Source organism: Halobacillus litoralis (assembly GCF_009856445.1).
Taxonomy (GTDB): domain Bacteria; phylum Bacillota; class Bacilli; order Bacillales; family Halobacillaceae; genus Halobacillus; species Halobacillus litoralis.
In genome coordinates this window covers 73,779-94,506 of the sequence record NZ_WMFA01000002.1, presented here as the reverse complement: position 1 = coordinate 94,506, position 20,728 = coordinate 73,779, and the positions used below count along the sequence as shown (strand labels likewise).

Annotated in this window: 23 protein-coding genes and 2 tRNA genes; 10 read left to right on the top strand and 15 right to left on the bottom strand. The window is 43.3% G+C overall.

Annotated features, from left to right (window positions below):
* Positions 1-5: 5 nt before the first annotated feature.
* The 4 genes from preA to GLW00_RS05600 all read right to left on the bottom strand — a co-directional run bounded on the left by preA (position 6) and on the right by GLW00_RS05600 (position 5,471).
* Positions 6-1,292 (bottom strand): NAD-dependent dihydropyrimidine dehydrogenase subunit PreA, encoded by a 1,287-nt coding sequence (gene preA / locus GLW00_RS05615; RefSeq protein WP_160912082.1) that lies wholly within the window; start codon positions 1,290-1,292, stop codon positions 6-8.
* Positions 1,280-2,689, bottom strand: coding sequence for an NAD(P)-dependent oxidoreductase (locus GLW00_RS05610; RefSeq protein ID WP_160912080.1), 1,410 nt, complete (start codon positions 2,687-2,689; stop codon positions 1,280-1,282). The genes preA and GLW00_RS05610 overlap by 13 nt, the downstream gene beginning before the upstream one ends.
* Before the next feature lie 130 nt (positions 2,690-2,819).
* Positions 2,820-3,710 carry a nitrilase-related carbon-nitrogen hydrolase gene (locus tag GLW00_RS05605; protein WP_160912079.1) on the bottom strand — a complete coding sequence of 297 codons (891 nt, stop codon included), beginning with the start codon at positions 3,708-3,710 and terminating at the stop codon, positions 2,820-2,822.
* Between the two features lie 288 nt (positions 3,711-3,998).
* Positions 3,999-5,471, bottom strand: coding sequence for a CoA-acylating methylmalonate-semialdehyde dehydrogenase (locus tag GLW00_RS05600; RefSeq protein ID WP_160912077.1), 1,473 nt, complete (start codon positions 5,469-5,471; stop codon positions 3,999-4,001).
* A gap of 226 nt (positions 5,472-5,697) precedes the next feature.
* Between GLW00_RS05600 and GLW00_RS05595 the strand changes: the two genes are divergently transcribed.
* A complete protein-coding gene (locus tag GLW00_RS05595) occupies positions 5,698-6,561 on the top strand; it encodes an SDR family oxidoreductase (protein ID WP_160912075.1) in 864 nt (287 codons plus the stop codon).
* Between the two features lie 70 nt (positions 6,562-6,631).
* On the opposite strand, the gene GLW00_RS05590 is transcribed toward GLW00_RS05595, so the two are convergent.
* On the bottom strand, positions 6,632-7,312 hold the full coding sequence (locus GLW00_RS05590; RefSeq protein ID WP_160912073.1) for a DUF4352 domain-containing protein: 681 nt from the start codon (positions 7,310-7,312) through the stop codon (positions 6,632-6,634).
* A gap of 55 nt (positions 7,313-7,367) precedes the next feature.
* The gene (locus GLW00_RS05585; RefSeq protein WP_160913723.1) at positions 7,368-8,735 is read right to left on the bottom strand and encodes an alkaline phosphatase; all 1,368 of its coding nucleotides are present in this window, start codon (positions 8,733-8,735) and stop codon (positions 7,368-7,370) included.
* Between the two features lie 220 nt (positions 8,736-8,955).
* Here GLW00_RS05585 and GLW00_RS05580 point away from each other — a divergent pair, with 220 nt between their 5' ends.
* Both GLW00_RS05580 and GLW00_RS05575 read left to right on the top strand, forming a co-directional pair.
* Positions 8,956-9,444, top strand: coding sequence for a hypothetical protein (locus GLW00_RS05580; RefSeq protein WP_160912071.1), 489 nt, complete (start codon positions 8,956-8,958; stop codon positions 9,442-9,444).
* A gap of 115 nt (positions 9,445-9,559) precedes the next feature.
* Positions 9,560-10,222 carry a DUF3889 domain-containing protein gene (locus GLW00_RS05575; RefSeq protein WP_160912069.1) on the top strand — a complete coding sequence of 221 codons (663 nt, stop codon included), beginning with the start codon at positions 9,560-9,562 and terminating at the stop codon, positions 10,220-10,222.
* Between the two features lie 137 nt (positions 10,223-10,359).
* Here GLW00_RS05575 and GLW00_RS05570 read toward each other — a convergent pair.
* Positions 10,360-10,432, bottom strand: a tRNA-Val gene (locus GLW00_RS05570).
* A gap of 172 nt (positions 10,433-10,604) precedes the next feature.
* On the opposite strand from GLW00_RS05570, the gene GLW00_RS05565 reads away from it, so the two are divergent.
* Positions 10,605-11,924: a DUF2254 domain-containing protein gene (locus GLW00_RS05565; protein WP_160912067.1), complete on the top strand. Its 1,320-nt coding sequence runs from the start codon at positions 10,605-10,607 to the stop codon at positions 11,922-11,924.
* 129 nt (positions 11,925-12,053) lie between these two features.
* Here the strand turns inward: GLW00_RS05565 and GLW00_RS05560 are convergent.
* Positions 12,054-12,126, bottom strand: a tRNA-Val gene (locus GLW00_RS05560).
* 538 nt (positions 12,127-12,664) lie between these two features.
* Between GLW00_RS05560 and GLW00_RS05555 the strand changes: the two genes are divergently transcribed.
* The 4 genes from GLW00_RS05555 to GLW00_RS05540 all read left to right on the top strand — a co-directional run bounded on the left by GLW00_RS05555 (position 12,665) and on the right by GLW00_RS05540 (position 15,154).
* Entirely contained in the window at positions 12,665-13,393 is a 729-nt protein-coding gene (locus tag GLW00_RS05555) for an alpha/beta hydrolase (protein WP_160912065.1), read from the top strand.
* A 31-nt stretch (positions 13,394-13,424) separates the two neighbouring features.
* A complete protein-coding gene (locus GLW00_RS05550; protein WP_160912063.1) occupies positions 13,425-13,940 on the top strand; it encodes a 2'-5' RNA ligase family protein in 516 nt (171 codons plus the stop codon).
* A gap of 6 nt (positions 13,941-13,946) precedes the next feature.
* Positions 13,947-14,369: a GNAT family N-acetyltransferase gene (locus GLW00_RS05545; RefSeq protein WP_160912061.1), complete on the top strand. Its 423-nt coding sequence runs from the start codon at positions 13,947-13,949 to the stop codon at positions 14,367-14,369.
* 107 nt (positions 14,370-14,476) lie between these two features.
* Entirely contained in the window at positions 14,477-15,154 is a 678-nt protein-coding gene (locus GLW00_RS05540; protein ID WP_160912060.1) for a DUF421 domain-containing protein, read from the top strand.
* On the opposite strand, the gene GLW00_RS05535 is transcribed toward GLW00_RS05540, so the two are convergent.
* The 5 genes from GLW00_RS05535 to GLW00_RS05515 all read right to left on the bottom strand — a co-directional run bounded on the left by GLW00_RS05535 (position 15,141) and on the right by GLW00_RS05515 (position 17,233).
* Positions 15,141-16,040 (bottom strand): MBL fold metallo-hydrolase, encoded by a 900-nt coding sequence (locus GLW00_RS05535; protein ID WP_160912058.1) that lies wholly within the window; start codon positions 16,038-16,040, stop codon positions 15,141-15,143. The genes GLW00_RS05540 and GLW00_RS05535 overlap by 14 nt on opposite strands.
* Positions 16,041-16,062: 22 nt before the next feature.
* Complete coding sequence (locus tag GLW00_RS05530; protein WP_160912056.1) at positions 16,063-16,362, bottom strand: hypothetical protein; 300 nt, start codon at positions 16,360-16,362, stop codon at positions 16,063-16,065.
* Between the two features lie 35 nt (positions 16,363-16,397).
* Positions 16,398-16,613 carry a hypothetical protein gene (locus tag GLW00_RS05525; RefSeq protein ID WP_160912054.1) on the bottom strand — a complete coding sequence of 72 codons (216 nt, stop codon included), beginning with the start codon at positions 16,611-16,613 and terminating at the stop codon, positions 16,398-16,400.
* On the bottom strand, positions 16,610-16,939 hold the full coding sequence (locus tag GLW00_RS05520) for a DUF1360 domain-containing protein (protein WP_237417445.1): 330 nt from the start codon (positions 16,937-16,939) through the stop codon (positions 16,610-16,612). Before GLW00_RS05520 ends, GLW00_RS05525 begins: the two co-directional genes overlap by 4 nt.
* A 63-nt stretch (positions 16,940-17,002) precedes the next feature.
* Positions 17,003-17,233 carry a hypothetical protein gene (locus GLW00_RS05515; protein ID WP_160912052.1) on the bottom strand — a complete coding sequence of 77 codons (231 nt, stop codon included), beginning with the start codon at positions 17,231-17,233 and terminating at the stop codon, positions 17,003-17,005.
* Between the two features lie 191 nt (positions 17,234-17,424).
* Here GLW00_RS05515 and GLW00_RS05510 point away from each other — a divergent pair, with 191 nt between their 5' ends.
* Positions 17,425-17,922 (top strand): CotY/CotZ family spore coat protein, encoded by a 498-nt coding sequence (locus GLW00_RS05510; RefSeq protein WP_160912051.1) that lies wholly within the window; start codon positions 17,425-17,427, stop codon positions 17,920-17,922.
* A gap of 46 nt (positions 17,923-17,968) precedes the next feature.
* On the opposite strand, the gene GLW00_RS05505 is transcribed toward GLW00_RS05510, so the two are convergent.
* Positions 17,969-18,511: a CotO family spore coat protein gene (locus GLW00_RS05505; RefSeq protein ID WP_160912049.1), complete on the bottom strand. Its 543-nt coding sequence runs from the start codon at positions 18,509-18,511 to the stop codon at positions 17,969-17,971.
* 182 nt (positions 18,512-18,693) lie between these two features.
* Here GLW00_RS05505 and GLW00_RS05500 point away from each other — a divergent pair, with 182 nt between their 5' ends.
* Positions 18,694-19,704 (top strand): EAL domain-containing protein, encoded by a 1,011-nt coding sequence (locus GLW00_RS05500; protein WP_160912047.1) that lies wholly within the window; start codon positions 18,694-18,696, stop codon positions 19,702-19,704.
* A 54-nt stretch (positions 19,705-19,758) separates the two neighbouring features.
* On the opposite strand, the gene fabI is transcribed toward GLW00_RS05500, so the two are convergent.
* The gene (gene fabI, locus GLW00_RS05495; protein ID WP_160912045.1) at positions 19,759-20,538 is read right to left on the bottom strand and encodes an enoyl-ACP reductase FabI; all 780 of its coding nucleotides are present in this window, start codon (positions 20,536-20,538) and stop codon (positions 19,759-19,761) included.
* Positions 20,539-20,728: the final 190 nt, after the last annotated feature.

The following is a 20,728-nucleotide window of genomic DNA, read 5'->3' as shown; positions in this document are numbered from 1 at the left end:
ATGTTTTATTTTATTAAATTCACATCACATGAAGAGGCGGCACCGATGGCTGCTTGTCTTTCATTCCATGTCATCGGTGGCTTGCCGTTCGCATACTCGACCATGTCTATCGCGCCATCAACAGGACAAACAATGCTGCAGAGGTTACAGCCGACACAATCCTCTTCACGCACTTTCAAAATGTCATTCCCATCAGCATCTTTTAACATATCGATACACTGGTGGGAAGTGTCCTCACAAGCAATGTGGCACTTATTACAGTTGATACACACATCGTTATTGATTTGTGCAACGACCTGATGATTAAGGTCCAAATTGCCCCAGTCGCTGTACTTCTCAACTGACTTCCCGACAAGATCCATGACGGAATCAATGCCTTTTTCATCGAGATAATTGTCGAGCCCATCGACCATATCCTCAATGATGCTGAAACCGTGATGCATCGCAGCTGTACAGACCTGGACACCTGTTGCGCCCATCAGCATGAACTCGACCGCTTCTCTCCAGCTCGATACGCCGCCCATTCCGGAAATTGGAACATTGATTTTCGGATGACGGGCACATTCAGCTACCATGTTTAATGCAATAGGCTTAACGGCAGGACCACAATACCCTCCGTGGGCTCCTTTTCCAGCTACGTTCGGAATTGTATCCCATGAATCGATATCAACCCCAGCTAGACTGTTGATTGTGTTAATCATACTGACCGCATCCGCACCGCCATTAACAGCTGCTTCCGCTGTAAAAGTAATATCTGTAATGTTCGGGGTAAGCTTTACGATGACAGGCGTTTGCGCGACTTCTTTCGCCCACATTGTCTGCTTTTCAACGAGTTCAGGAACCTGCCCGGACGCTGCGCCCATGCCGCGCTCCGCCATCCCGTGTGGACACCCGAAGTTCAACTCCAATCCATCCACGCCGACATCTTCGACACGTTTGACAATTTCATGCCATTTCTCCTGTGTCGGTTCCACCATCAATGAAGCAATGATCGCATGATCCGGGAACCTTTTTTTCGTTTCGTAAATTTCTTTCAAGTTCACTTCTAATGGACGGTCTGTAATCAGCTCGATATTATTGAAACCAGCCACCTGTTTTCCGTTAAACCCTACGGCAGCAAAACGGGAGGATACGTTCAAGATCGGTTCACCTAACGTTTTCCAAACAGCACCACCCCACCCTGCTTCAAAGGCGCGCTGGACCTGATAGCCTGAGTTTGTGGGAGGCGCAGATGCGAGCCAGTATGGATTCGGTGATTTAATTCCTGCAAGATTCAAACTTAAGTCAGCCATGTATGTTCCTCCTTGTTGAAAGATTTATAGGCGTTCGTCGGTTCAGGTGCCAGTTGTTTGTGAATCGCCATCGCTGCTTCTTTTCCTTGTTGAGCGGCGGTTACCACCATCGCTTCTCCCTGCCCTTTGGCAAAGATGACATCACCCGCTGAAAAAACTTTCGGGTTCGATGTCTGCATTGTTTCTGGATTTACTGTGACCACGCCACCTTCATGATCCAGCCCGAACCCTTCAATAAGATCGGTATAACGGCTTTGACCAATCGCTTTGATAACAGCATCCACTTTCATGACAAATTCAGAGTTTTCAACAGGAGAAGGTCGTCGTCTCCCATCTGCATCCGGTTCACCGAGGGCCATCTTCACACATTTCAGGTGTGTGACTTTTCCGTTTTCATCGCCGATAATTTCAACAGGTTGAGTGAGCCAGTTGAATTCGACATCGTCCTGCTTCGCAAAATCATATTCGAACTCATATGCGGTCATTTCATTCCTTGTCCGGCGGTAGACGATCTTTACATCGCCAGCACCTTTTCGAGCGGCGCAGGTCGCTGCATCAATAGCTGTGTTACCAGCTCCGACAACGACGACATTTTTCCCAAGGAGTTCATCGGTGATTGGACCCGATTTCGTACTTTTCACGAAATCTATCGCGTCGTGCACACCCTCCAGATCCTCTCCATCAATACCGAGCATCGGAACATTTCCCATTCCGATTGTCAAAACGATCGAATCATAATTATTGGTCAGCTCTTCAAAAGCAACATCTGTGCCTACACGAGTATTGGTGCGGATTTCGACATCAAGCTTCTCGACTTGGTCGACTTCCCAGCGGGATATATCTTGTGGAAGCCGGAAAGAAACAATTCCGTAGGTGTCAAGACCGCCTGCTTCAGCTTCGGCTTCAAAAATTGTCACGTCATAACCAAACCTGGCAAGTTCTCTGGCTGCCGCTAACCCCGCAGGGCCTCCTCCCACAACCGCAACTTTTTTCCCGTTCTTCTTGCCAGGCTTGAACAATAATTGTTCGTTTTTGATCGCCCAGTCTGTCGCAAATCGTTGTAAATCACCAATTAAAATCGGTTCAGTGGAATGGTTCAATACACAAGCGCCTTCGCACAACTCTTCCGTGGGACAAACACGGGCGCAGGTCGCTCCCACAGGGTTGGAAGACATGATGGTTGTCGCCGATCCTTTTAAGTTGCCAGAGGCAATCTTTTTAATGAATTTCGGGATATCGATCCCTGTCGGACAAGCTTGGATACAAGGTGCGTCGTAACAATACAGACATCGGTTCGATTCTTCCATCGCTTCCTGAGCATTCAGTCCGTCATGGACTTCCTCGAAGTTCACCTTCAGATTTTCTAATGAAATTCCTTTGCTCTTTAACTGGGTCAAGATGTTTCCCTCCTTTAATAAAAGAGAGGCTTTTGGATAGGCCTCTTAATAAAAAAGTTCCACATAGAGAAAATGGTTCATTTTCTTTTGCTCTATGCAGAACTTCTACTTTGTGTCTGATGGATAGGTTTTAAGGGAGAAGCTCAACCATGTTTTCGTAAGTTTCCGGACGACGGTCCCGATAGAACTGCCATGTGTCACGTACTTCACGGATAAACTTCTTGTCCATTTCTGCAATAAGGACTTCATCTTGATCACGGCTGGCCGTTTCGACGAAGTTTCCGCGCGGGTCGACAAGATAAGACTGTCCATAAAATTCACCCATATTCCACGGCCCTTCATAACCGACACGGTTGATGGCACCAAGGTAATACCCATTGGCTACCGCATGAGCAGGCTGCTCAAGCTTCCATAAGTATTCAGAAAGTCCGGCTACAGTCGCTGATGGGTTGAAGACTACTTCAGCGCCGTTCAATCCCAGTAATCGAGCCCCCTCTGGGAAGTGGCGGTCATAACAGATATAGACTCCAACTTTGGCAAAGGCCGTGTCGAATACAGGATAGCCGAGGTTTCCTGGCTTGAAGTAATATTTCTCCCAAAATCCGTGCCCCTTGTCCCCTACAGCTACTTGTGGAATATGGTGCTTACGGTATTTTCCTAAATAAGATCCATCCGCATCTATGACCGCAGCTGTATTGTAGTACGTTGAAATCCCCTCTTTTTCATAGATAGGAAGAACAATGACAACGCCTAACTCCTTCGCAAGCTCCTGGAAACGTATCGTCGTTGGACCATTTGGAATTTCTTCCGCGGAATCGTACCACTTCGGGTTTTGCTCCGAGCAAAAATATGGACCATAGAAGATTTCCTGAAGACAGATGATCTGCGCCCCTTTTTCCGCTGCTTCTTTCACTAGTTTGATATGCTTCTCTATGGAATGTTGTTTGTGAACTTCTACAGGCTCACTTCCATCCACATCATGAGATGCCTGGATCAAACCTATTTGGACTTTATCAGACACTATAATTCCTCCTTATGTAATCCTGTTTTGTTGTCCATTCATCTTGAAATCAAATCCCCCAAGATTGTGATTTCTTAAATTCAGACTCACCTCCTATAATTGAATTTTCTTTATTTACTGAATTTTTAAATAACTATTTTCACTTTACATGAAAAATTGAAAAATTCCATTATACATAATGTTAAATGTTGCATGCTTTGTTTAGATTTTTTGTAAGATTGGCAGGAAATTTGTGGATGTCAAGTGGAAGGTGCGCGGAATGTTCAAAAAAGTCCGCGCACCAGATCATCAGTACCAGCGTTGAGTCAGCATTTTACGCTTCGTATAGAAATTCAACCCATCCTTACCATTGGCATGGAGATCGCCATAGAAGGACTTTTTATTTCCAGAGAACGGGAAGAACGCCATTGGGGCAGGAACGTTGACATTGACACCAAGCATTCCGGCATCCATCTCTTCTCTGAATTGTTGTACAGCTTTTCCGCTTGATGTGTAAATAACAGCACCGTTAGCGAACTCAGATTTGTTGGACGTTTCGATCGCTTCATCAAGTGTATCGGCACGAACAATACTAAGAACAGGAGCAAAAATCTCATCTTTCCAGATCTTCATCTCATCAGTGACGTAGTCAAAAATCGTTGCACCAAGGAAATAGCCGGACTCATTCTCTCGAAGTTCTACTCGACCATCACGGACAAGCTTTGCATTATCCTGCTCCCCGGCTTCGATATAGCTTAGAACACGCTCGCGGTGGGAGTCACGGATCAACGGTCCGAGGTTTGTTTCCTCATCTAACCCATTTCCTACATTCAATTGATCAGCGGCTTCTTTTAATTTAGCGACAAGATCATCAGCTACATCGCCGACGGCTACAACGACAGAACAAGCCATGCAACGCTCGCCCGCGCTTCCGAAAGCGGCATTGATGATCCCTTCTACCGACTTATCTAAGTTACAGTCCGGAAGAACAATGGAGTGGTTTTTCGCTCCAGCTAGTGCTTGAACACGCTTGCCGTGGTTGGCCGCTGTTTTGTACACATATTCAGCTACAGGCTGGGAACCGACGAAGGAAATCGCGTCGACTTCGTCATGCTCAAGCAATCCGTTCACGACGTCATGCGCACCATTGACAACGTTGAGAACGCCCTTTGGAAGACCCGCTTCATGAATGAGCTCTACTAGCATTTTTGCAAGAATCGGAGTACGTTCGGATGGCTTCAATACAAATGTATTTCCACACACGATCGCGAGTGGGAACATCCACAATGGCACCATCATCGGGAAGTTAAATGGTGTGATTCCACCTACAACCCCAACGGGATAACGATACATTCCAGAGTCAATGCCTTCCGCAATATCAGGAAGAACGTCGCCCATCATAAGACTTGGAGCGCCGGCTGCGAATTCGACACATTCAATGCCTCGCTGCACTTCCCCTGTCGCATCTTTCATGGTCTTTCCATTTTCCTGTGTGAGTGCTTTCGCCAGTTCCTCACGATTTTCTACTAATAATTGATGATACTTAAACATCACTCTTGCCCGCTTCGGAACCGGCACCTTTTTCCAAGTCTTGAATGCCTCTCTTGCTGATTGAACCGCTTTATCTACATCTTCTTTCGACGAAATGGGAACTTGTGCAATGACCTCTCCTGTTGCAGGATTGGGTACGTCCTCCACTTGCCCGCTTTCCGACGAAACCCACTCGCCACCAATGAAGTTCTGAATCGTTACCTGGTTCTTTTTCGAGAAAGTTGTCTCCATTTTTTCACCTCTACTCGTAGATTCTGTTCCTTTACACCCTTCAAAATATATTATAAATTCAGAAAATTTACACATCAATGGACGAAGTGTCAAATCAAAATCCTCCCATTTTAACACAATGACCTTTTGGTAAGGGATATTTACGATTTGGGTAAAACTGGATGACCTGGGCATCCTAATATTGGGTGACCAGGTCATCCAGTATTTTACATACAGGAGGAGTATGATGAGCAAGCAAAAGAAGGAAATTCAGCCTAAGCAGCATCAGGATCGGCAGCCAGGTTTTGAACATGAAATGAAGCCGCATCCGGAATATGTGGATCCAAACTATAAAGGAAGTGGAAAATTAAAAGGGAAAGTAGCGGTGATTACTGGAGGAGATAGTGGAATTGGACGGGCAGTAAGCCTTTATTTCGCTAAGGAAGGCGCAGATGTTGCTGTGTTATACCTCAACGAACAGGAAGATGCTGATAAAACCAAACAGCTGATTGAATCGGAAGGTCGCACGTGTCACCTATATAATGGAGATATCGGAAGTGCAGCGTTCTGTGAGGAAACCGTCCAACGGATCAAATCAGACTTCGGAAAGATTGATGTGCTTGTAAACAATGCAGCGATGCAATTTCCACAAAAAGACCTCATGGCTATTACGAATCAGCAGCTTGAAAAGACCTTTCGCGTGAATTTCTTCTCCTATGTCTATATTGCTAAAGCAGTTCTCCCTCACTTACAAAAAGGAAGCACGATCATTAACACATCATCAGTTACTGCCTATGAAGGCAATGAACAATTGATTGATTACTCTTCAACCAAGGGAGCCATTACGACATTTACGCGTTCTCTAGCCAAGTCATTGGTAAGTAAAGGCATCCGTGTGAACGGCGTCGCCCCTGGACCTATTTGGACACCATTGATCCCTGCCAGTTTTGATAAACAAAAAGTGGCGGAATTCGGTTCCACAAACCCCATGGGCCGCCCAGGACAACCGTATGAGCTCGCTCCTGCTTATGTCTATTTAGCAAGCAATGATTCCAGTTACGTGACAGGTCAAATGATCCACGTGAATGGCGGCATACCGGTGAATGGGTAACCTATGATGAGCAACAAAAATAAGCGGTCCTCCATCTTAAGAAGATGGAGGACCGCTTATTTCTTCTATTCTATTGTTTGCCAAACTTAAATGTTTTTTCCCATTCTACTTCTATTTTTTCTCCTTCTGCCACCGTATTACCTTCCTCATCCAAAACATCACTGGTCTCTATGATCACAGTCTCTAATTCTTCCCAATCCTGTTCGAGGACGAATCCCATTTGCCCTACTCGTGTTTCGCCTGGTTCGTACTCTCCTTTCAGCTTTTCCAAATAAAAGTCGTCATTGAATCCCAGCTTCTCACCGGTATTCGTCTTCAAGACTTCCACAGGCGCTACATTCACTTTCTGATCTCCCGTATTTTTTATAGCGACGGTAAACTTTATATAATTAAAATTGGTTTCATTGTGAGTAAAGGCATGGAAATAATCCACCAAGTCAGGCGATGGAGAGTAATTGAGCACTTTCACATCCTTTACCACCATTTGGACCGCTCCCACTTCTACATACTTCTCCATCTCTTTAATAGCTTTAAGGGCTATCTGCCCATCCATATCCTCCGCCTGGTCCCCTACTTCCTTTAGCTCCTGATCATCAGGGGCTTGGGGATTATTTTTATACTTCGTTTGTTCCGGGATTTCAAATAATGGAGCTTGATTCTCCGACTCATTCCCTTCTCCAGCCACCTGGTTTGAACAACCAGTGAGGATAATGGAAATAGTTAAACTCAAGAATAGCAGTATATATTTCAACGGTTTTCTCTCCTTTTTCTAAAAAAGCCTCCCTATGGAAGGGAAGCTTTTTCCTTTATTTATGTGCCTGCTTTTTCATCTTTCCATTCTCAATCAAGTTCATGACCTTTTGTCCAACTTCATGGTTATCATGCAGTCCTGCGAATTGTTGAGACTGAGGCCCATAACCGTAAACAATTACATCTTCCCCTGTGTGGCCGCCTGTTGTCCAACCTGTACCGGAGCGAATATCAAAAATGTGCTCAATGGCATTATCAATCTCCGTGACTGATCCATTTTCTGCTGCATCTTTGACGGATTGAACTTCATCGTCTGTTAATTCAAGGTCAATATATTGCTGTAACGTTTCTTCAACCCCTGCACCTTCTGCAATCTCAGAAGCCATAAAGTCAGGTGTACGTTCTGCAGCTTTTAAAGGTTCAGGATTCCACTGATATTCTCCATCACGACCCATGGTCATTCCGCCTGTTGAGTGGTCAGCTGTCGTAACAACCAATGTATTCTTGTTGTTCTTTGCAAACTCAATAGCTTCTTCGTAGGCAGCTTCAAAATCCTGCATATCACTCATAGCCGCTACTACATCATTATCATGACCAGCCCAGTCAATCTGACTGCCTTCAACCATGAGGAAGAACCCATCTTTGTCTTTACTCAGCCTTTCCAGGGCGGTAGAAGTCATTTCCTCCAAAGAAGGAGCATCTGAAGAACGGTCGATCATTTTGTCCATCCCTTTAGGTGCAAACAAACCGACGATTTGTTCATTGGAATCTTCCATTAGTTCCTCACGAGATTCCACGTAGCTGTATCCATCTTTCTGGAAGTCATTGGTCAGATCGCGGTCCTCCCTTTCGAAATAAGAAGTACCTCCCCCAAGCAATACGTCAATTTTATGTTCACCATTCACTTTTTCATCAAAGTAATCATCGGCGATATCATTATAATTGTGTCGGGATTCATCGTGAGCACCGAATGATGCAGGTGTAGCATGATTGACTTGAGATGTAGCTACAAGACCTGTTGCTTTTCCTTTTTCCTTCGCCAGTTCAAGAGCAGTTTTCACTTCATTCTTCTGCATGTCCACCGCGATTGCATTGTTGTAGGTTTTAATTCCGGCTGCCATTGAAGTTGCAGCAGCAGCGGAATCTGTAATACTCTCTTCCGGATCCCAGGAATAAGTCTCCTGCATTCCAATTAAATGTTCATCAAATGCCGTGTTTTCTGTATAAGGAGTAGCAGGATCATCCTTGAAGTAACGGTAAGCGGATGTGTAGTTAGGCCCCATACCATCCCCAATTAGAAAAATAATATTCTCTACCTTTCCTTTATCTTTATTAGGTTTTGCAAGAACTTCATCGTTAAAGGTAAAAGCAGCCCCTCCAAGAATCAAAGATGTGGATAGAGCCACAGGCAATAATTTTTTCATATACTTTTTACTAAACAAATGTATTCCTCCTCGTTATATGTCGATGCAATACGCATATTACTTGGAGAATATGAAACAATGGTTAAAAAACTGTAAATCTAGCGTTAATTAACAAATTAAGACAATTGGAATAGGTACATGGTTTGGAAGTTAATTATCACCGAATGATAGGTTAGGCGTGATATAATAGGTCAAAATCTATTAAAGAGGGTGTGTAATCATGAGGAAAAGCTTTTGTCACTGCTTTAGTAACAAGGAAGAAATTGATCAAGGAATCAAAGATCAGGTTACATATCTGGCTTTTTGTGTCGTATCTGGTGAGCATGGAGCTGTAGAGTTCAGTTTTCGTACCAGTTATATCGATCGTGATTCGGCCGCACCCTTCATGAAATTTTACGACGTTTGTGAGGAACTTGAGGAGGATAACAAGATGTCAAGAAGAATAAGGGTTCACAGCAAAAACCCTCTTGCCCAGGGTGATGCGGAGCCAACAGAAAAATCTTTTTTGCGATCTCCTGAACGCTTCTACTCCTATAAGATAGGACTTGATTTAGATAAGCTTCAATCATTTGAAGACAATCCAAACAAGTACTTAAGGACCATCCATTCAAAAAAACTGTACGATGAAATGAAGGCTGTATATAAGAGCATCTTTAAATATCCACCTGATGCATTAAAAGATGATCACTGGGTAGTACTCATAGATTAACCTGCTTTACATATGTTGTTTCAACGGAAAACCGGAGTACATATTGAATGTTCACACAAAAACCAAAAATGACATAGGCTATTGAGGATCTAAAGTAATGACAGGGGGAAAATGAATGTACGCCAATTTTAATCATGGCCCATATGGTTATGGCTATCCTTATGGGGCAAATCCCTATCAGGCTTATTCTCGCTATGCCTATCCTCAAGCCAACAGAAACCCAGCATACTCCTATGGCTATAGTGTAAGACAACCGGTGCGCGGCCAGGCCAGCTGGACAGAAGGCGGAGAAGTAACCAAATGTGGCATTCCATGGTCGAATAACCGATACATGACAGCGGCTGTCGGTCTGAATTCACCTTACCAATGCGGACAGACAATCAAAGTGAAGAATGTCACCAATCAAAGAGTCGTGTTAGTCACGGTCGTAGACCAGGTCCCTAACTACCCGGAAAATAAAATCAACCTTCACAGAAAAGCCTTTGAAGCCCTAGGTGCAAGTGTAGAGCTTGGTGTCATCAATGTAGAAATCACACCGAACCCTCAATTAGAAGAAGAAAAATGGGGCAAATATCTTTTAGAGATTGCTCAATCGGCCTACCCGAATTATAATGCTACCGATTACAGTAAAGTGAGCCAAACCCAGCAGAACGGTAACGTGAAGGAAGTTTACAAGTTTGTTATGGAATCCCCTCAGGAAACAATGAGTATCGAAGGGACGGTCATCTATAACCCATCGACAGACCGAATCATATCAATCAACTTCAACGAAGTATAAAAGGTTTGAAGTATTACAGAGACAGTACAGATCTGTCTCTTTTCTTTTGAGAGTAAATAGATATTCCATCCTAAAAAAAGAAATGACGCAGCCTCTCCCTGGATGAGAAACTACGCCATTCCGGCACTTAGTATGGATGATTCCGATTGGGCTCGAACCAACGACCTCCACCCTGTCAAGGTGGCGCTCTCCCAGCTGAGCTACGGAATCGTATGTAGAAATTTGTCGGCTGTTTTGCTGACAAATAATAATATACTACGGAACAAATAAAGTGTCAATAAAATTTTAAGAGTTTTTTAAGTTTACGTAAATGCATCTTTTTATGCCGGCCAAATTCGGTCATACTAAGAAACATACACTATACGAGGAAGTAGGTTTTTCAATGAACAAAGGTAAGGTTTGGATAAATATTAGAGACAGTTTTTGGTTTCTCCCTACGATATACAGTATCCTTTCAATCATTGCTGTGGCGATAACCGCTCTGATTGATCAATGGATCATTTCAGAATATAAGAACAACATCCCTTCTCTCTTTTTGACGAAGGCATCGGTTGCCCAAACGTTATATGGCTCGATGGTGACCTCTATCTTAACGATGACCACGATTAGTTTTTCGACCATCATGGTGGTACTGACAACGTACACTACTCAGTTTTCACCACGCACCTTACAAGACTTCATGAAGAGTCGTGTCACTCAACATGTGTTAGGTGTCTTTTCTTTTGGCTTTATTTTTTCTCTCATCAACCTGTTTCTATTGGGTAAAGAACCGGGCCTAGGTTTGGTCAGTCCCCTCTTTACGGTTATCGTCTCTATTATTTGTTTAGCGTTCTTCATATTGTTCATTCACCATTCGTCTCGTTTCCTAAAAGTGAATAACTTAATTGGCTCCATAAGAAAAAGCACCTCTGCCCTTATTGAAAAAACATTTGAAGAAAAAAATTATCATACAGCCACCGAATGGGATGACAACGAACTAAAAGCGCTAGACCAATCAAAAGCCCGGGTCATTCCAGCTGAGAAATCGGGTTATATTCAGAATGTTCAGTACGGTGCCCTTATTAAGTGGGCAAAAAACCACTCTCTCATTCTCGAAACAAGCTTTTTAATGGGAGACTATATCCAAAAAGGAATGCCCCTTTTTTATTATTGGAAAGATTCAGATCGAGATCTTGAAAACCCTGGGTCATGCGCAGCCTATGTCTTAATCGGCAATGAGCGGATTGATACACAGGATGTCGAGTTCTCTATCCAAAAACTTGTGGAGATTGCAGTCAGAGCCATCTCTCCAAGTCTGAACGATCCTCATACAGCGACCAACTGCATAAACCGTATTGGTTCTCTTCTTATAGAGCTCGCCTCTGTTTATGAGCCGATCCGCTACTACATTGATAGTGATGAGAAACTTCGCTTAATAGCACAACCGAAATCCTTTGAAGAGTATTTGTATAAAAGTTTCTACCAAATCAAAATATATGGCTATCATGACATATCTGTTATGAATAGTGTCGTCGAATCTTTGTACAAAATCGCCGCCATGCACGATCAGGCCATTCAGGAGGATGTTTGGATCTTCGGAAAAACAATTATCAATGCTGTAATAGTAGAGGAATTGGATAACCTCGACTTCAAGAGGTTTAATCATGAAGTGAAAAAATTAGCAGAAGCCTGTAATAAAAACTTCCGTTTACAAAAGTCATAGTTAAACAAGGCTCGGGACGTCCCGAGCCTGACAGTAACCCATAGACTAATTCGTTTCCACTTTAAACTCCATCATTTTAAAAGGCACAAAAAAAGAGAGCATTCATATGAATGCTCTCTTTTTTATTAGTGATTCCGATTGGGCTCGAACCAACGACCTCCACCCTGTCAAGGTGGCGCTCTCCCAGCTGAGCTACGGAATCGTATGTAAGAAGTTTAACTTGCTGACAAGAAATAATATACTACGAAATGCGAACCATGTCAACTAGCTCGTGCTAAATAGCAGGCCCATTCCTTCACTGAAGCTCCGGATTGTGGAAGAATCCGTTTAGAGACGATGTTGTTGGGCGGATGGGGATCGAAAGAATGAATCGCTTTCCGCAGGAGCGCTTACCCCGGATCCTCAAAGGAATCCATGTCTCGTTTAAATAATGAATGGTTCCTGGCCATTGATAAGGGGTTAATACATAGCTCGAGGAGGCTCATCACTCGTCCATGGAAAGCGCACCGTTTTCCGGAGTCCCTAACACCCGTAAAAGTCTCGAAATCCAGTTTTCCACAAACCTTCTAGTTAACGAAACATGATTAAATTACATAAGAACATTTTACCTGAAAATCCAACTATCATCTTTTCAACTTTTTCGACAATTATATGATAAAATGAATAGTGGAACGTTTATACGAAAATTTTTATGGGAATGCCTAAAGGAACTTTCCATGCTGTAAGGAGGTGGTCGGAAAATGGGTAGAGACGGATCCATGACAGAATATACCATTGATAGTCAATACTTAGAGGAGACAATGACACTAAGGGTGTACACCCCGAAGAATTTCTCTCCATTATACAAATACCATTTCTGTATCATGCAGGATGGAAACGATTATTACTCGATGGGACGCGCGGCCACATTGAGTGACAAGCTCCATAAAGAACAAGAAATTGAGAACACTATTTTCATCGGTATCCATTATAATGACAAATATGACCGCCAGGACAAATACCATCCAGACGGAAAGAAACAAAGCGATTACGTGAATTTTCTCATTCGCGAAGTTGTCCCTTTCTTAGATGAAGAATTGCCTGGTTACTGCATGGGCAGAGGACGCACGCTTGTCGGTGACTCTTTAGCAGGAACGCTCGCGTTGATGACAGCGGTGAAGTTCCCGAACATATTCGGCAATGTCATCATGCAGAGTCCTTATGTCGATGAACATGTAAAAGAGGTCGTGCAATCCACCAAAGACTTTTCTTCCTTGACCATTTATCATACCATTGGGTTGGATGAAACAGATGTTGAAACGACTGAAGGAGCAAGAAAGAATTTTCTTGTACCTAACCGTGAACTGCGCGATTTTTTAAATCGCCAGCCACTCGCCTACACGTATCATGAATTAGACGGTGACCATACTTGGGGCACTTGGCAGAAGGATTTTGAACGTGCTTTATTGAAGATGTTTGGTAAGGAATAGCGATATAGAAGGAAACAGGAGGGTTAGTCCAATGAGATACGGAATAGCAGTTTTTCCATCAAAAAAAGTACAGGATGTGGCGAATTCATACCGCAAGCGGTACGATCCCCACTATGCATTGATTCCCCCACATATCACGATGAAAGAAGCTTTTGAAGCAGAAGAAGAAGAAATTGAAAATAGAATCATTCCTGAATTGAGTGAAATTGCTAAAAACACACAGCCTTTTTCGTATGGCGTGTACAAGGTGAGCTCTTTCTCTCCCGTTACAAATACGATTTACTTAAAAATTGAACCGTCCGATGAGATCTTTGAACTGAATGACAAATTGCACGCTGGTGAACTTCCCGAGGAAAAAGATTTCGCGTTTGTCCCACATATTACAATTGCACAAAAACTTTCGGATGAAGAGTTTTCTGATGTATATGGCAGCCTGCGCATGCTGAAGTTCGACTTGAATGATAAAGTGGACCGCTTCCAGTTGCTTTATCAACTCGAAAACGGAGCATGGAGTGTGTACGAAACCTTCCGTCTCGGCAAAGGGTGATGCTCCTTGGATATCATTAAAGTTAAGAATAAACAACAGAAAGACGACGCTTTCTATGTGAGACGCGTTGTCTTTGTAGAGGAACAACAGGTTCCTTTGGAAATAGAAATCGATGAGTTTGATGATTCCGCCATCCATTTTGTAGGGTATGAGGGAAAACAGCCGGTCGCCGCATCACGACTACGTTTTGTTCATGGATTTGGAAAACTTGAACGAATTTGTGTCCTAAAGGATTACCGGGGCCAATCGTTAGGTAAACAAATCATTGATTCTATGGAAGAAGTCATCCGTGATTATGCTTATGATAAAGCCAAATTGAACGCTCAAACGCAAGCAGAGTCATTCTATGAATCTCTTGGATATGTGACCATTTCAGACACATTCATGGATGCCGGCATCCCTCACGTAACGATGGTGAAAAAATTATAAAATGATAAACGAAAAAAACTCCGGGATTCCGGAGTTTTTTTCGTTTATCCTCAGACCCTTTTGTCTAAAATGATGCGTATAGGCTACAGATAAGGGTCGTGAGAAGTATGGAATACTTACAAATTACTTTGGAAACACTTTTTGGTTTTACTGCACTATTTATTATGACAAAATTGCTTGGAAAAACACAGATCACCCAAATTACGGCATTTGACTTCATTTCTGCTCTCGTCCTTGGAGAACTGGTCGGTAATGCTTTATACGATGAAGAAGTCGGAATTCTTGATGTCGGCTTTGCCATCCTGTTGTGGACTATTCTCATCTTAACCACGGAAGTGATCACCCAAAAATTCAAAGGAACACGTAAGATATTGGAAGGAAGCCCTTCCCTCGTCATATATAAAGGAAAAATCGATCGTGATCAGTTGAAGAAGAATAAGCTGGACCTTAATCAACTCCAGCACTTGCTGCGCTCTAAGGATGTTTTTTCTATACAGGAAGTTCAATATGCTGTCCTTGAAACAGATGGTACAATTTCTGTGTTGAAATCATCCCAGTACCAAAATGTCACTCGTGATGATATGAACTTAGCCCCTCAACCCGTTCCTCTCCCTCGTACGATCATTAGTGATGGAGAAGTCGTATGGGATAATCTCAAAGAAGCAGGTTTGGATGAGAAGTGGCTAAAAGATCAACTGAGAGCACAGAACTTCAACGATCCTGCTGAAATCATGTACGCGGAACACAAAGAAGGCGAGCCGGATTTATACGTTATTGGTCTGTGATAGAAAAACTCCACGTATTGTTCATGATGCGGTCCTCTACGAGGCCCGCTTTTTTTAATCCAATCAAATAGGCAGTGACCGCCGTTCTGAATAACAGCCATTGGGATAAACCCTGGGCTTCGACATTGTATTGGTTACACATCGCCCTGACGATGACTTCGTGTGCAACCAGTCCCTCTTCAGCAAGGTATTGATGCAGCCAGGCAGACAGCTGTTCATGGTAATCCATGTTGTTTTGTATCGTCAGCATAGGATTGGCTTCAAACTTCCCATGACCAGGAACCGCCCCACTGCATGGAATTTGAGAGACACGGTCTAAACTGTCCAGTGTCAAACTGACATCCGTCAAAAAAGGAATTTTGTGCTTCTTCAGCGTATCTACACTAAAATAGCAGTCAGCCGCATAGAGAATTTCATGGACTTTTAAGGCCAACTGATGATAACTATGACCAGGAAGATGGTAAGCTTCCGCTGTTAGCGAACCAAACCCTACTTTCCCTTCCCCCACGACTTCATCCACCCGAACCGCCGGACCTTCCAAAAATTTATTATGTAACTCCGGAAGCGGGTCATTCCCTCCGAATAAATAAAGAGGTTCCATGCTTGGATTTCTTAAAATAGCTTCTTCAAATACAGGAGCGACGGTATGTACATTATAATTTTCCTGAACAAAGCGGGCTCCTCCATAATGATCTGCGTGGGCATGGGTAATAAAAAGGTGCGTCAAAGGAAGATTCCTTTTCTCAAGTTCCTTGAGCACCTTTTTCACGGATGAAGCATCGATTCCTGCATCGATGAGTAACCCATCCTCCCCATCATGTACGTATCCAATATTAACGGAACTCTGATAATAATAACACCATTCATTCAACTGCTGAAAAGACATAACCACGACTCCTTTAGCTTTTTCATACAGTTTCGCTAAAGTGACGCCCTTTTCCTGTCATACGAGAAAGAATCTTCTCTGTCCCACTTCTCTGAAATGAAGGGTAAAAGCCGTTTACTGCATGGGTATTCGCGGGTATGTGGATTGAACTCCTCCGCTGGTTACCCAAAGGGTCCTGTTCACGAGTTTGATTGTGTTTCATCTTGTTATCCAACGTGGCTTTGAGAATTCTTTCAAGGACAAAAGGTGAACGCTCATGCTGGGTCGTTCTGATTTGATAATCCTGGTACTGATAGTGATTGACAGGCAGAATATATCCCATCCCGACGCCTCCTTTGATTATCTATACCTTTTTTCCTACTCAAAGAAACGTTCCATCTTTCCCATTTGTTTGTTTAGAAACTTTTCCATATCCGTCATCCGCTTCGAGAAGCGACGATCCCAGGCCTGAAAGTCCTTTTCCCATCCGTTGAATTTCTTTTCAGGATGTTTAATGATTCCATTCATTTTCGACGTTTCCATATCAATTTCCTTTAATACTTCAAACAAAGACTTTTCTTTTTTATCCGTCACTGTCGGTCGACCCACGTATAAATGATGGATTGCAAACCAGCCAGAGCGAGTAATAGCACCAGCCACTCTCCATACGGAATTATTATATAGAAGAAAAGCATTATGAAAGCAGACCACACACCCACACACCATTGACAACTGAGTCCTTCACCGACAAAACCTTTTGGTTCCACCCATTCTTCTTCAATGCCGTGCTCATTCTGGATGACCTTCACGTCTATAAAAGGTCGGCGTACCCATTCCATGATGTAATCTCTGACAATGAGACGTGTCAGACGAAAAGTGGCCAGTGCCAGCAATACGATTTCCATCACACTTAACATCATTTTCCCTCTCTCCCATGAAGAAAAAGCCACTACGTTCCTTGTAGTGGCCCATTCTTTATTTACTTAGAACCAACGGAATCCCCCACGGCGGTCGGAAGATTCATCTTCATGGCGACGTTTACTTGAACTGCTTTCATCTCTTACATCTTCTTCTCTACGTCGTTTCGGTCCGCCGAAAAATGGATCGACACGGTCGTCACGGTCATGACGGTCATGACGCTGAGGCTCGATGACGACATTATCCGCTTTAATGACAAGGTCTTTCACATGGATGACCTTCTTTTTATCAGACATTCCATTCACTCCTTATTCGAATTCACTTCTACTCTATGGCGTTTGCCCCTGTTGGGTATAGTCTCCTGCCCATGAAAGACAAAAAAAGTCCGGATGAAGAGAAAAGAGACAAATGCCCACACCGACACGGACACAATTCATATTCTAGTAAAGACAATACGTCAATGCGTATGGAAAGGGGAAATTAGAAAATGAGCTGTGGAAAAAAATACGATTCAGGTTCATGTGTGATTGATATTCTTAAAGATATCGTCGATGCACAGAATGACGTCATGCACGATTGCACAACAAGCTGTGAGCGTTCAATCGCAGACCTTTTAGGTGACACTGGTGGAGGTTCCGGGTTTGATACGGTTCCTGTCATTCTTTACTGCAAAGATGGATGCACACCTTTTAAAGGGTACGGTTCAAAACGAAGTGGCGACGACTGTGAAGTGAAAGGAAGCTTCTTCTTCAGAGTTAAATCTGTAGATGACGATGGTTGCGCCATCCTTGAACTTCTTTTTGCTGACCGCTGGCATGATGACGACGATGACGACGTGGAAGGATCCAGACATCACAGAGGTTTCGATCCAAAATCACCAGCTGACCAAAGCTGCAGAAACCTTCGTGCTTCAGGAATCTGTATCACAGTAGACTTGAATTGCTTCTGCCACGTAACATGTCTACCGGCAGCAGCAACTCTTTAAGATTCACAAAAAACCGCGCACAAACGCGCGGTTTTTTTATCATTCATTAAAACCCTAGAAGCCTAATATCTTTAATTTCCTCAAACACTACCTCCCGCTGAAATGGGCGTTGGAAAACCTTCATATGCACGACTCCATCTACATAGTCCGTAATATACCCTCGGTAGCTTTCATCCTCTGTAGAAACTTCACACTTCATTTTCGGTACGTGAGGGGAAAGATTGAAGAAATATAAAACTTTTTCCTCAAGCGTCATGTCATGGAAGCGCTGCCTGCGGTCGCGAGGTGCATCCTTTTCTTCTGTACTTACAGAGGAAGGGTCACCTCCCTTTTCTTTACCACTTGTCTCCACCTCATCGGATCTGTTCAATTTGGCCAGCTCTTGACGGTGGGGGGAGTTCTGTCTGCGCATCCGTATTTCATGCTCAGTCGATGGAGTTTCTGCCTGCGGCTGCTCTGTCTTCTCTTCTTTTTTAGAAGGCCGTTGGCTTCGAAAGCTTGTTTGCATGGGAACTTCCGCTGGTTTCAAGCCTTTAGGCTGAACAATATAAAGCATCGGCTGCTTAGCAAGTCTCTTTTCTTCTGCCATCAAGATCTCTCCTTTTCCATTCGGTCATCATTGTATATATATGCCCAAGGTGCAGACCATGTTCACTTCTGTCCTCATTTGACAAAACCTCTCAAAATTTTACACTAATTTAACAGAACCCGATTATTCTTTTATCTTACGATTGATAAAGTAAATGTAGACCACAGATTAGGAGTGTTTTCATGAGCCTTGCTCAACATCGAGAGCATATGTCATCAGAAGATGTATTTGCTACATATATGAAGGAAGACAAGCTTTTCATGCATTATCAACCCCTCGTCGATATACATAAAGAATGTGTGATCGGTTACGAAGCGCTGACAAGATTCCCACCGAACGCTTCCTTTAACAACCCCGTCGAGCTTTTCCAGTTTGCCGATCAAACGAACCGATTATTTCAACTCGAAAAACATACACGAGAGCTTGCCATCGATTCAATTGCCCACCATCTGCATGAGGAACAGCAATTGTGGGTGAATTTAACTCCGAATGTCATTCATGACGAGTCTTTCACTCCAGGTTTCACACATACCGTATTAAAAAATACAGGGGTCACCGCAGACCAGATCGTCTTTGAAGTTACGGAACACTCCGCCATTTCTGATTTTCAAGGCTTCCGAAAGCTTCTTGAACATTATAGGAAACAAGGATTTAAAATAGCGATTGATGACGTGGGTGCAGGGTATTCCTCACTGCAAATGATATCTGAATTAAAACCGGATTATTTAAAAATTGACCGGTCTCTAATTACCGATATCGATCAATTTCGGGAAAAACAATACATGGTGGAGGCATTACAACACATCGGAAAGAAGTTAGGCGCAGGGATTATTGCAGAAGGAGTGGAAAGAGAAGGCGAATGTCTTCGTTTAATTCAAATGGGAATCTCTTTTATGCAAGGATATTATTTTGCAAAGCCAAGTTATCCCCCTCCCCCGTTGCCAAGATCCATTACTGCACAATTGAAGCAAGAAAGAAACAGTAAAAAGTTTCCTTTGAAAATTGATAAGTGGACTACATACTCTGAGATATTGACATGGATCTCTTCTTATCATGGAAATTATGATAACCACTTCGCCCTCATCCAAGGATCTAATGGAAATAAAGTGCTTCCCATAACGGAAGTGGTGCGGTTGGTTGCCTCCTGTGATAATAAAATGGAAGGAAAGATATGGCCGCATCTTCGATTGTGATTCTCATAAAAAACCCGTTTCTACACCAGGTAGAAACGGGGTTTTGGAATTGAATCAATAGGCTACAATGCTGAATCCGGAATCTACGTGAATTACTTCTCCGGTCACACCTCGGGATAAATCACTCATTAAATAATAACCGGTGTCACCGACTTCTTCTTGGGTAACAGGACGTCCCAATGGTGCCCGTTCCTCAATCACTTTAAGAATTTGATTGAAATCTCCGACTCCCTTAGCGGAAAGGGTACGGATTGGACCGGCGGAAATAGCATTCACCCGAATGTTATGTTTACCGAGGTCGTTCGCTAAGTATTTGACGCTGGCATCCAGGCTCGCTTTCGCTACACCCATGACGTTATAGTTTTTCACAACTTGTTCTCCACCAAGATAAGTAAGGGTTACGATACTTCCTCCATCCGCCATTAACGGTTGAGCCGCACGAGCGACGGCAGTGAGAGAGTAAGAACTGATGTTGTGGGCAGTAAGAAAACCGTCCCGGCTTGTGTTTAAGAACTCATCTTTTAATTCTTCACGATTCGCGAATGCGATACAGTGCGCAAGGCCGTGAATCGTCCCTACATCTTTGCTGATCTGTTCAAACGTCTGGATGATCGCTTCATCGTCTGTTACATCGCATTCATAGACGAGTGACTCCTCGCCACCTTCCAAAGTGTCAGCAAGATCCTGGACCGACTTTTTGAAACGCTCTGATGCAACTGTAAAAATTAAACGTGCTCCAGCAGAGTGAAGCGAGCGGGCAATTCCCCAGGCAATGCTTCGTTTGTTCGCCACTCCCATGACGACATACGTGCGTCCTTCTAGTGAAAAGTTCATATTGAACACCCTCCTTGAGGTAGTAGTATAAGAATTAGTATTTGTTATTAGTACCTGCTCCTATTTTAAACCATAAACTTTCGAAAAACAAACCTCCCTTTATCCATTCCCTATTTCCACTCACATAAGCCCACTCCCTATCCAAAAACAAGAACACAAGTCTTCAACTAAAGGGAGCTATAGTGGAAGA

What these genes read in the sequence shown, in the direction of transcription:
- preA (WP_160912082.1), bottom strand. Translation starts at nt 1,292, where the DNA reads ATGGCTGACTTAAGTTTGAATCTTGCAGGAATTAAATCACCGAATCCA.
- GLW00_RS05600 (WP_160912077.1), bottom strand. Translation starts at nt 5,471, where the DNA reads ATGGAGACAACTTTCTCGAAAAAGAACCAGGTAACGATTCAGAACTTC.
- GLW00_RS05595 (WP_160912075.1), top strand. Translation starts at nt 5,698, where the DNA reads ATGAGCAAGCAAAAGAAGGAAATTCAGCCTAAGCAGCATCAGGATCGG.
- GLW00_RS05585 (WP_160913723.1), bottom strand. Translation starts at nt 8,735, where the DNA reads ATGAAAAAATTATTGCCTGTGGCTCTATCCACATCTTTGATTCTTGGA.
- GLW00_RS05580 (WP_160912071.1), top strand. Translation starts at nt 8,956, where the DNA reads ATGAGGAAAAGCTTTTGTCACTGCTTTAGTAACAAGGAAGAAATTGAT.
- GLW00_RS05575 (WP_160912069.1), top strand. Translation starts at nt 9,560, where the DNA reads ATGTACGCCAATTTTAATCATGGCCCATATGGTTATGGCTATCCTTAT.
- GLW00_RS05565 (WP_160912067.1), top strand. Translation starts at nt 10,605, where the DNA reads ATGAACAAAGGTAAGGTTTGGATAAATATTAGAGACAGTTTTTGGTTT.
- GLW00_RS05555 (WP_160912065.1), top strand. Translation starts at nt 12,665, where the DNA reads ATGGGTAGAGACGGATCCATGACAGAATATACCATTGATAGTCAATAC.
- GLW00_RS05550 (WP_160912063.1), top strand. Translation starts at nt 13,425, where the DNA reads ATGAGATACGGAATAGCAGTTTTTCCATCAAAAAAAGTACAGGATGTG.
- GLW00_RS05540 (WP_160912060.1), top strand. Translation starts at nt 14,477, where the DNA reads ATGGAATACTTACAAATTACTTTGGAAACACTTTTTGGTTTTACTGCA.
- GLW00_RS05535 (WP_160912058.1), bottom strand. Translation starts at nt 16,040, where the DNA reads ATGTCTTTTCAGCAGTTGAATGAATGGTGTTATTATTATCAGAGTTCC.
- GLW00_RS05530 (WP_160912056.1), bottom strand. Translation starts at nt 16,362, where the DNA reads ATGGGATATATTCTGCCTGTCAATCACTATCAGTACCAGGATTATCAA.
- GLW00_RS05520 (WP_237417445.1), bottom strand. Translation starts at nt 16,939, where the DNA reads ATGATGTTAAGTGTGATGGAAATCGTATTGCTGGCACTGGCCACTTTT.
- GLW00_RS05515 (WP_160912052.1), bottom strand. Translation starts at nt 17,233, where the DNA reads ATGTCTGATAAAAAGAAGGTCATCCATGTGAAAGACCTTGTCATTAAA.
- GLW00_RS05510 (WP_160912051.1), top strand. Translation starts at nt 17,425, where the DNA reads ATGAGCTGTGGAAAAAAATACGATTCAGGTTCATGTGTGATTGATATT.
- GLW00_RS05505 (WP_160912049.1), bottom strand. Translation starts at nt 18,511, where the DNA reads ATGGCAGAAGAAAAGAGACTTGCTAAGCAGCCGATGCTTTATATTGTT.
- GLW00_RS05500 (WP_160912047.1), top strand. Translation starts at nt 18,694, where the DNA reads ATGAGCCTTGCTCAACATCGAGAGCATATGTCATCAGAAGATGTATTT.
- fabI (WP_160912045.1), bottom strand. Translation starts at nt 20,538, where the DNA reads ATGAACTTTTCACTAGAAGGACGCACGTATGTCGTCATGGGAGTGGCG.